Raw genomic sequence first — 8,689 nt, forward strand, 5'->3', positions numbered from 1 at the left:
ATCGCCAAAGTGACTGTCCGATCTTTTCAGATTTGGTTCTAGTTTATCATTTCTTGTTTACTTACGCTACCACTACTCACGGCTATAAAATGATCAATTCTTTTGGTGAATGAGTCAATACCCGATTACCTTCTGCTAAAATCACCAAGTCATCTTCAATTCGAACGCCACCTAAACCAGCTAAATAAATTCCCGGCTCATCCGTAATGACGTTGCCAGTCATCAACCGCACTTCATTTGAACGGCTGACATTCGGCCCTTCATGAATCTCTAAACCGATTCCGTGACCTGTTGAATGCCCAAAGGCTTCCCCATAACCGGCCTCAGTAATCAAGTCCCGCGCCACGGCATCTAACTGCGTACCCGTCACACCTGCTTGAGCTACCTCAAGCACTTTCTGCTGTGCGGCTAAAACGATCTGATAGATATCCTTCAACTGCTGACCCGGATCACCAATCGCAAAGGTGCGGGTAATATCCGAAACATAGCCTTGATAAACACACCCAAAATCGAGGGTAATCAACTCTCCCTGTTCAATCATTTTTTCACTCGCCACACCATGCGGCAGCGCTGAACGCGCCCCGCTAGCTACGATCGTGTCAAATGAGGTGCCCGTTGCACCTAGTGAACGCATAAAGAAATCCAGTTGATTGGCTACTTCGATCTCGGTCATGCCCGGACGAATCATTTTTAACACATGCTCAAAGCCTTCATCTGCGATCGCGCAAGCTTTTTGGATGATTGCGATTTCACCTTCATCTTTTTGTTCCCGCAACTTTTCAATCAAGCCGCTGGCTGGCGCCAATTCAGCATCAATCACTTCTTCAAAGATTGAATACTCCGCATAGGTCATAAAGGCATCCTCAAAACCTAAGACATTGACACTTTCCTTGTCCATCAGTTTGATTATTTCACCGACGATATCCCCTTGATGCTGCAAGATCGTCATACCCTGTACTTGTTCACTAGCTTGTTCGGTATAGCGAAAATCAGTAATAAAGAACGCTTGATCCAATGTAATGAAAGCCATGCCTGCTGTTCCCGTAAAATTCGTCAAATAACGTAAGTTTGCTGAACTAGTCACTAAATAGCCATCGATTACCTCTTTTTTCATTAATGCTCGTAATTTTTCGATTCGATTTATCATTCTTATCACCCATTGTCTATTATAACAAATTGTTGGAAAAAGCAGAACGAACACGATTAGAAAAACTAAAAGACTTTAAGCAATCCTTCCTCAAACAAAAAACAAGTGTGACAAACATCTTGTCACACCTGTTTTTCCTCTTATCGTCGGCCCGTGAAAAAGGAAACGACCGCAACAACTATCACCGCACCTAAAATCGATGGTACCAAGGCCATGCCCGCTAGATGTGGTCCCCAATGACCAAAAACAGCTTGACCAACATACGAGCCAACCAATCCTGCAATAATATTAAAAATACAGCCCATCTGTTTTCCACGGCCAGAAAGCCCCCCACCGATCGCACCAATTACAGCGCCAACAATTAATGTCCAAATCATCATTTTTCCTCCTTGTCCTGCATTTGCTAATTAACACCTTTTTTTCATGTTAAAAAAATCTTATTACAAGTTTACCATAGCGATTTTTACTTCTGATAGCCAAACGCTTATTAGGAAAGTCAAGCCCTCGACAGCGTTTTTTTTTAAAAGTTTCCCAGTTGTGAAACGCTAAAAAAAGCTGATCCAACGGGATTTGTCTGATTGTAAGCGGCTAAATCCACCTACAAAACCCACTTTTTAAGTAATACTGTGTATAACTTTTGATCAAAGCAAATCCGACCGCAGTTTTAAACAGTTTTGTGTCCAATCAACTGCCCCAAATTGATAAGGAAAGCTCCCTTGCAAAGTAAAACTTCCGGCTTCAGGCACGTTGATTTTATTCATTCGATCATTTCCTTTGGCTAAATAGCCCGTCCCCAACTTCAGCATATCCTTCAAGTTGAGATTACTGCCGGAATACTCCTTGACCGTTCCATAATTATTCGTGATCGAAGCTAGACTCGGCCGTACCGTTTTGCGTTTCATTAAGCGAATAAGATCTTCCTGCCGTTCAAAGACATCGATGCGACCATCCTGATCAATCTGGTAACTAATATAGGCATCGATTTCCGCCAAGGTCAAGCGGTGCTCCCCTTTAGTAAAATGCTGGCCATTTTTCAAAGCCGTAAAATCCTTGTAAATCGTCAGGGGCATTCTCCCGTCCGCTTCTAAACCCGCCTCTTTAACCCCCAACAAACTATCTGCCTTTTTTAGAATCAAATACTTTTTTACTTCTATAGAAAAGGCCAGCGAAAAATAGTCTAAAAATTTTTCGATGGGCACTTGCGTATAAAGTTCTCCTAAAGTCAATTTTCTGATTCTGATCTCGGGGGCAACACGCAACAAACTATTCACGCCGCTAGTTAAATCATAGACAAAAAAACTGGAGTACTGCTGGTCATCAAAAACAAACAAAACTTTCATGGCGTTCTTCCTCTCTATGCCTATTTTATAAAAGACCGCAAAAGAAAACATCCGTCAAAAGACTGAAAAAATATCGGAAATTTGATGCTTTTTTCAGTGATCCGACAAATAAGAAAATTGTTGCTTTTATTCTCTAATAAAATTAGCATGCTCGGTTATACCTTTCTAACCACAGCGGCTCACTAACTTCCAGATAGCAATAAATTGAAACATTTCTTGCTTTTTTGAGAAACTAACCATAAGCAAGATTTAATTGAGAACATTGATACTTGTAGCGACCAACAGAACAACCAAAAAATCCCGGAAACCATTTACAGTTACCAGGATTGATTTTATACTAATTGGCTACCCACTTTACGGTCTAAGATGACTGTTTGCTTGGCTGCCAGCGTAAAATAGTAGCAGATATATCTTCTGTGATTGGCCCTTCCAAAGCCTATTGATAATCTGAGCTTTCTTTTCACCATTTCATTGCCTAATTCAATCGCTCCTCCGATGCACACCCTAATCAATGATCTAAACTTCAGTAAATTTTCTCAAAAATGACCGTCATCACCCCCGACTAGATCCAAACCACCAGTTTCAGCGATTTGATAATCACAGTCCAGATAATTCTGTATATTTAGAGCTTCAACGTCTTCTTTTTTAAAGAATTTTCTTTACGATCAACTAGGCATTTTTTCCTTTACCGGCATTTGTAAGATACAGTTTTGTGGACAAATTTCCACGCATTCACCACAGTTGATACACCGTTCTGGATCAATCACTGCGACATTATTTTCGATCTTGATTGCTTTTTCCGGACACGTTTTTACACAACGTTTGCAGGTAATGCAGCCCACATCACAGATTTTGCGAACACCGCCGCCTTTGTCCTGATTCGAACAGGCGACGATCGAGGTATTTTCTGCCGGCAACATCTTAATCAAATTTTTCGGACAAGCGGCAAGGCATTTCAAGCATCCGACACATTTAGCCGGATTGATCTTGGCGATACCATCGACGATCTGGATAGCATCGTACTCACAGACGGCTTGACAATCCCCATAGCCCATACAACCAAAAAGACATTCCTGCTGACCACCAAAGATTTGATTGGCTCCGTAGCAAGTTGTGGTCCCAGCATAGTCCATCTTGCTGTTGGTGTGCTCACAAGTCCCGTTGCAACGGACAAAAGCCGCGACTTTTTCGATTTCACCGACCTCTACCCCTAATATTTCTGACAAAGCTTGGCGAGTGGTCGGTCCGCCGGGTGTACAATTGGTTGCTCCGGCAGTACCTTGCGCCATCGCTTTGGCATAGCCATCGCAACCGGAAAAACCGCAAGCCCCGCAATTGATCCCTGGCAAAGCTGAGCGCAATTTCTCTTCCTTTTCATCTACCGGTTTATGAAAAATAATGGTCGCAAGGGAAAGAATGACACCTGCGATCAATCCCATTCCACCAACAATGGCGATAGGTATCATGATTTCTGTCATTTTTACGCCCCCTTACTGGAATAATCCTTCTGCTAACCCGGCAAATCCTAAAAACGATAATGAAACAATCGCTGCCGCCACCAATGTGATTGGCAGACCTTGCAATGATTCTGGAATATCATTTCCTTCTAGTCGACCGCGCACACCGGCGAAAATTACCATAGCTAATAAAAAGCCGACACCTGCCGCAAATGAATTGACTAGCGACTGCCCATAGCTGTAATTTTTTGAAAAGTTCAAGATGGTCACTCCTAAAACTGCACAATTAGTAGTGATCAAGGGCAAGTAAATACCTAATGCATTATATAGAGGCGTCATATACCGTTTCATGACAACCTCGACTAACTGAACCAACGCTGCAATCGTTAAAATGAAAACAATCGTCTGTAAATAATCCAAACCTAATGGAACCAATAAGAATGCATAAATCGGATACGTCACCAAGGTCGCTAAAACCATTACAAAAGTCACTGCTAAGGACATTCCGACGGCTGTATCCAATTTTTTGGATACACCTAAAAACGGGCAAATCCCTAAAAATTGAGATAAAACAAAGTTATCCGTCAAAATCCCTGCTACTAAAATCGTCACAAACATTTGCATTATCCCTCACCTGCCTTTTCGTCACAAACAACTGTACAGGCTTCGGCAATCGGACAAGCCGTACAATCTAGCTCGCCCGTTTTTCGATCACTCAGTTTATTCGCTGCCATCACCAGTATTCCGAAAACGAAAAAGCCTCCTGGGGGTAAGAGCATAATCGTCATCGGTGGAACAACGCCCGCCGTAATCGGGAAACCTAAAAAAGTGCCACTGCCTAATAATTCACGAATCCCCCCCATACAAAGCAAGGTTGCTGTAAAGCCAACACCCATGCCTAAACCATCTAAGGCCGAATGAAACACCGAATGATTTTTAGCATAAGCTTCTGCACGGCCAAGAATGATACAATTCACTACGATTAAAGGTAAATAAATCCCGAGCGTCGCATCAAGGGCCGGGGCCAATGCTTTTACGATTAACTGCACGACCGTCACGAAACCTGCGATAATCGTGATATAGGCTGGGATCCTGACGCGATCGGGAATCACCTTCCGCAACAAGGAGATCATGACATTGGAACCTAACAGAACCACCGTCGCAGCGATGCCCATGCCCAATCCATTGATTGCTGAAGTAGTGACCGCCAACGTAGGACAAGTCCCCAACATCAATCGCAGCACTGGATTTTCAGTAAGGATGCCTTTCGTAAAAATAGCGCTCGCTTTTTCTTTTTCCATTCCGCTCCCTCCCTATTTCTCTGATTTAGCGACTTGCTCAAAAAGAACTAGCGCTTCTTTGACTGAGGCAGCTACTGCATTAGAGGACTTGGTTGCCCCGGTAACTGCTTCGACTTGATTTTTATTGGTTGGATCATTTTTAACTACTTCAAGGGTCGCATCTTGACCGTTGAATTGTTTCGTAAAAGCTTTTTTCGTCACATTTTGGCCAAGACCGGGGGTTTCATTTGAAGCGTCCAGCACATCCATTCCAACAACTTTTCCCTCTTTGATAGCGCTCATCACACTCACATCGCTACCGTAACCATAGGCCTTAGTCACAAAGAGATAGCCCAGTGTATCACCGGTTTCATCAATAGCCTTGTAGCCTTGATTTCCAGCTGATACGGTGATTTCCTGAAAGTCATCCGCCTGGATCAGCTGGCTCATCACACTGCGCGTTTGATCCCATTCTTGTTTGGCGATTCGGTCTTTAAATACCGCCCGAGTTCCTGCCACTGCAAAGGTGATCACTAAACAGATAATAAACAGACAGAGCGCATCGGTGATGATCACTTTCGAATGTTTCATTTTAGCTTCGCCTCCTCACCAAAAACTTTCGGAATCGTCAAACGCTCGATATGCGGCACTAGAATATTCATTAGTAGAATGGCGTAAGAAACCCCTTCTGGTAAAGCAGCAAAGAAACGAATCAAGACGGTTATGATTCCACAGCCGATGGCAAAAATGATTTTCCCCTTTTTAGTGACCGGTGAAGTCGTATAATCAGTCGCCATGAATATCGCTCCTAATAGCAAGCCACCTGACATCATTTGATACAGCGGATCACCGCCTAGCAAAGTAGACAACACTACGACTGTCCCGATAAAAAAGAGGGGAATGATTGGTGAAATCACTTTTCGTACAACTAAATAAAGCCCGCCAAGCAGTAAAGCGAAAGCACACGTCTCACCTAAGCTACCCGCTCGAATCCCCAAAAACATATCCACTAAGGATGGAATCTTTTGACCATTTTGAGCAGCGGAAAAATAAGTTGCCGATGAGATCACATCTGGTCGAAACATATAATAATTCAATGGTGGCTGCCAAGTGCTCATCTGGGAAGCAAAGGACATCATCAAGACGATTCGAGCGGTAATGGCCGGATTGACAAAATTTTGTCCCACGCCGCCAAAAAATTCCTTCACGATCACAATGGCGATCACACCACCTAACGCCGCCATCCAAAACGGTAGCGTCACTGGGAGATTCAACGCCAAGAGAATTCCAGTAACTACTGCGGTCAGATTGTAAAGTGTATCCTGCCGTTTTAAGATTTTTCTCGTCACATACTCGCTGAAGACGCAGGCCGCTACTGTTACAATAATTAATAGAAGTGCGCGAAAACCAAAAATAATAGTAGCAGCGATCATTGCCGGAATCAAGGCGATGATCACATCCAGCATGATGCTCTGACTGCTGCGTCCACTGTGCAAATGGGGGGAGATTGAAACCGGTAGTTTATTCATTTAACTACCTCCCTTACTAACAATTTGGCTTGTTTCATGGATTGCACCAAACGACGACCAGCTGGGCAGACATAGGCACAGCAACCACATTCCATACAAGCCGAGACATTTAAGCGCTTTAAGCCAGCGACATCTTGATTTCGCGTACACCGTTCAATCTGAACCGGCAGTAACAACATCGGACATGCTTCCACACAGCGACCGCACCGAATGCAAGGTGATTCCTCCGGCAGATGCTGAGCTTCTGATAAGATCGTGATTGCATTGGTTTGTTTAGTGATCGGCAACTCCAGAGCATATTGCGAAATCCCCATCATCGGACCACCTAAAACCACTTTGCTTGGTTCACTCCGCAAGCCGCCACAAAAATCGATCACTTCTCCGATGGAAGTACCGATTGGTACAACAACATTTTTAGGTTCTGCAACATTTCCATCAACGGTCACCCGTTTATGCGTCAATGGCCTCCCAGTCTCTAAGTAACGCTGAAACAATGAAATCGTCGAAATATTCATGATTAGACAACCAACTTCCGACGGCAACTTTCCTGGGGGGATCTTGCGCCCAGTCGTCGCGTAGACCAACATTTTTTCTGCTCCTTGCGGATACAAAGACGGAATCTCCATCACATCGATCTTAGGATCTTCGTCAGCCAGTTCATTCAAGCGCTGACGCAAAATATGCAACCCTTTCGGTTTATTGCTTTCGATTCCGACGATTCCATGAGGGATCTGTAAATATTTCATAATTACTTGCATCCCGGCAATAATCCGCTCAGGGTATTCCAAGCTTTCACGATAATCTGAAGTAATATAAGGTTCACACTCTGCTCCGTTAATGACTAACGTATCAATCGGCGTTTCCTCTTTAACTTGTAGTTTCACGTGCATGGGAAAGCCCGCTCCACCGATCCCGACGAGCCCACTAGTACGAGCCGCTGTTAACAGGTCCTCTTTAGAGTGAATCTCAACCGGACGCGCCTCAGGAAATTCTACCGGTAAACCATCACTGGCAATATGAATCGCATCGCAAGTCTTTCCATTAGCCATTAATAGCGGCTTAATACCTTTAACTTTACCGGAAACCGACGCATGAATCGGTGCCGAGACAAAGTCCGCTGAATCACCGATCACTTGCCCGACTGTAACAATGTCGCCTTTTTTCACTGTAGGTACACACACAGCGCCAATATGTTGTTGCATGGGAATCATCACAATTTTCGGCGGCTCCATAAAAACGCTTTCATTTTCTGCCGTGTTTTTTTTGTAAGGAATCTTGACGCCCCCTTTGAACTTTGCGATCGCTTTTGTTATTGTATCCATCGACAAGCCTCCTTCCAAATCAATTAAACGGTGTATCTGATTATCTTTTTAGGTTTATTTTCTTACTTTAAATAGTTATTCTAACTCCATCATATGGTTTGAGTGAAAAAAGAAACAACCCGTGATTTTTGCTTTAATTTGAAGAGTATTTTTCCCTTTGAAATAACTTTTTCACAAACTTCAGAAGCGACTTCCTCTCGAATATTCCTATATTTATGATAGCACAGTCAGTAATAATTGTAAGTAATTTTCACAAAGTCAGCTGAAAAAATCGGATTTTATGATCAAAAAGTGACACCACGCTTCGATCATAATCAAATTTTTTTCTGATCATTTTGATTGAGTGGCGACTCGTTTCAAAACTGTCTCCGTTACCTTTTACTGAATCTTTCAATCAAAATTTTCTTCCACAATAAAATAATAGAAATTCTTTCATTTTTCATAAGTAGCCTGATTTCCGTAATTATAATCAGCGTTTAATCCCTGTAGGCAATCTGTTTTGGCTGTTTTTAGCCCTATCCTATGTAAAAGAATATGCTCAGTCCGCACATTGCTTGAACCGTCTTTTTCGACCCTTTTCCCTCTCCAATATATACTTTCTCCATAGTAAGTAT

At 43.0% G+C, this 8,689-nt stretch carries 10 protein-coding genes; all 10 read right to left on the reverse strand.

The genetic code is table 11. From position 1 onward, the window contains the following. Nucleotides 1-82: 82 nt before the first annotated feature. Complete coding sequence (locus EP1_RS08165) at nt 83-1,147, reverse strand: M24 family metallopeptidase (RefSeq protein WP_067626274.1); 1,065 nt, start codon at nt 1,145-1,147, stop codon at nt 83-85. A gap of 140 nt (nt 1,148-1,287) precedes the next feature. After that, nucleotides 1,288-1,524 carry a GlsB/YeaQ/YmgE family stress response membrane protein gene (locus EP1_RS08170; RefSeq protein ID WP_067626277.1) on the reverse strand — a complete coding sequence of 79 codons (237 nt, stop codon included), beginning with the start codon at nt 1,522-1,524 and terminating at the stop codon, nt 1,288-1,290. A 264-nt stretch (nt 1,525-1,788) separates the two neighbouring features. Then, nucleotides 1,789-2,487, reverse strand: coding sequence for an LCP family glycopolymer transferase (locus EP1_RS08175; protein WP_067626280.1), 699 nt, complete (start codon nt 2,485-2,487; stop codon nt 1,789-1,791). Nucleotides 2,488-3,152: 665 nt separating this feature from the next. Then, nucleotides 3,153-3,965, reverse strand: coding sequence for an RnfABCDGE type electron transport complex subunit B (locus EP1_RS08180; protein WP_067626282.1), 813 nt, complete (start codon nt 3,963-3,965; stop codon nt 3,153-3,155). A 12-nt stretch (nt 3,966-3,977) separates the two neighbouring features. Then, the gene (locus tag EP1_RS08185; protein WP_067626284.1) at nt 3,978-4,568 is read right to left on the reverse strand and encodes an electron transport complex protein RnfA; all 591 of its coding nucleotides are present in this window, start codon (nt 4,566-4,568) and stop codon (nt 3,978-3,980) included. Further along, on the reverse strand, nt 4,568-5,245 hold the full coding sequence (rsxE, locus tag EP1_RS08190; RefSeq protein ID WP_067626285.1) for an electron transport complex subunit RsxE: 678 nt from the start codon (nt 5,243-5,245) through the stop codon (nt 4,568-4,570). Before rsxE ends, EP1_RS08185 begins: the two co-directional genes overlap by 1 nt. Before the next feature lie 12 nt (nt 5,246-5,257). Further along, entirely contained in the window at nt 5,258-5,815 is a 558-nt protein-coding gene (locus EP1_RS08195; protein ID WP_067626287.1) for an RnfABCDGE type electron transport complex subunit G, read from the reverse strand. Then, nucleotides 5,812-6,753: an RnfABCDGE type electron transport complex subunit D gene (locus tag EP1_RS08200; RefSeq protein ID WP_067626289.1), complete on the reverse strand. Its 942-nt coding sequence runs from the start codon at nt 6,751-6,753 to the stop codon at nt 5,812-5,814. The genes EP1_RS08195 and EP1_RS08200 overlap by 4 nt, the downstream gene beginning before the upstream one ends. Next, nucleotides 6,750-8,075: an electron transport complex subunit RsxC gene (gene rsxC / locus EP1_RS08205; protein ID WP_067626291.1), complete on the reverse strand. Its 1,326-nt coding sequence runs from the start codon at nt 8,073-8,075 to the stop codon at nt 6,750-6,752. The genes EP1_RS08200 and rsxC overlap by 4 nt, the downstream gene beginning before the upstream one ends. 432 nt (nt 8,076-8,507) lie before the next feature. Next, the coding region (locus EP1_RS13605; protein WP_217994564.1) for a hypothetical protein at nt 8,508-8,689 on the reverse strand (182 nt) is incomplete at its 5' end.

This window comes from Enterococcus pseudoavium NBRC 100491 (assembly GCF_001544295.1).
GTDB classification, from domain to species: domain Bacteria; phylum Bacillota; class Bacilli; order Lactobacillales; family Enterococcaceae; genus Enterococcus_A; species Enterococcus_A pseudoavium.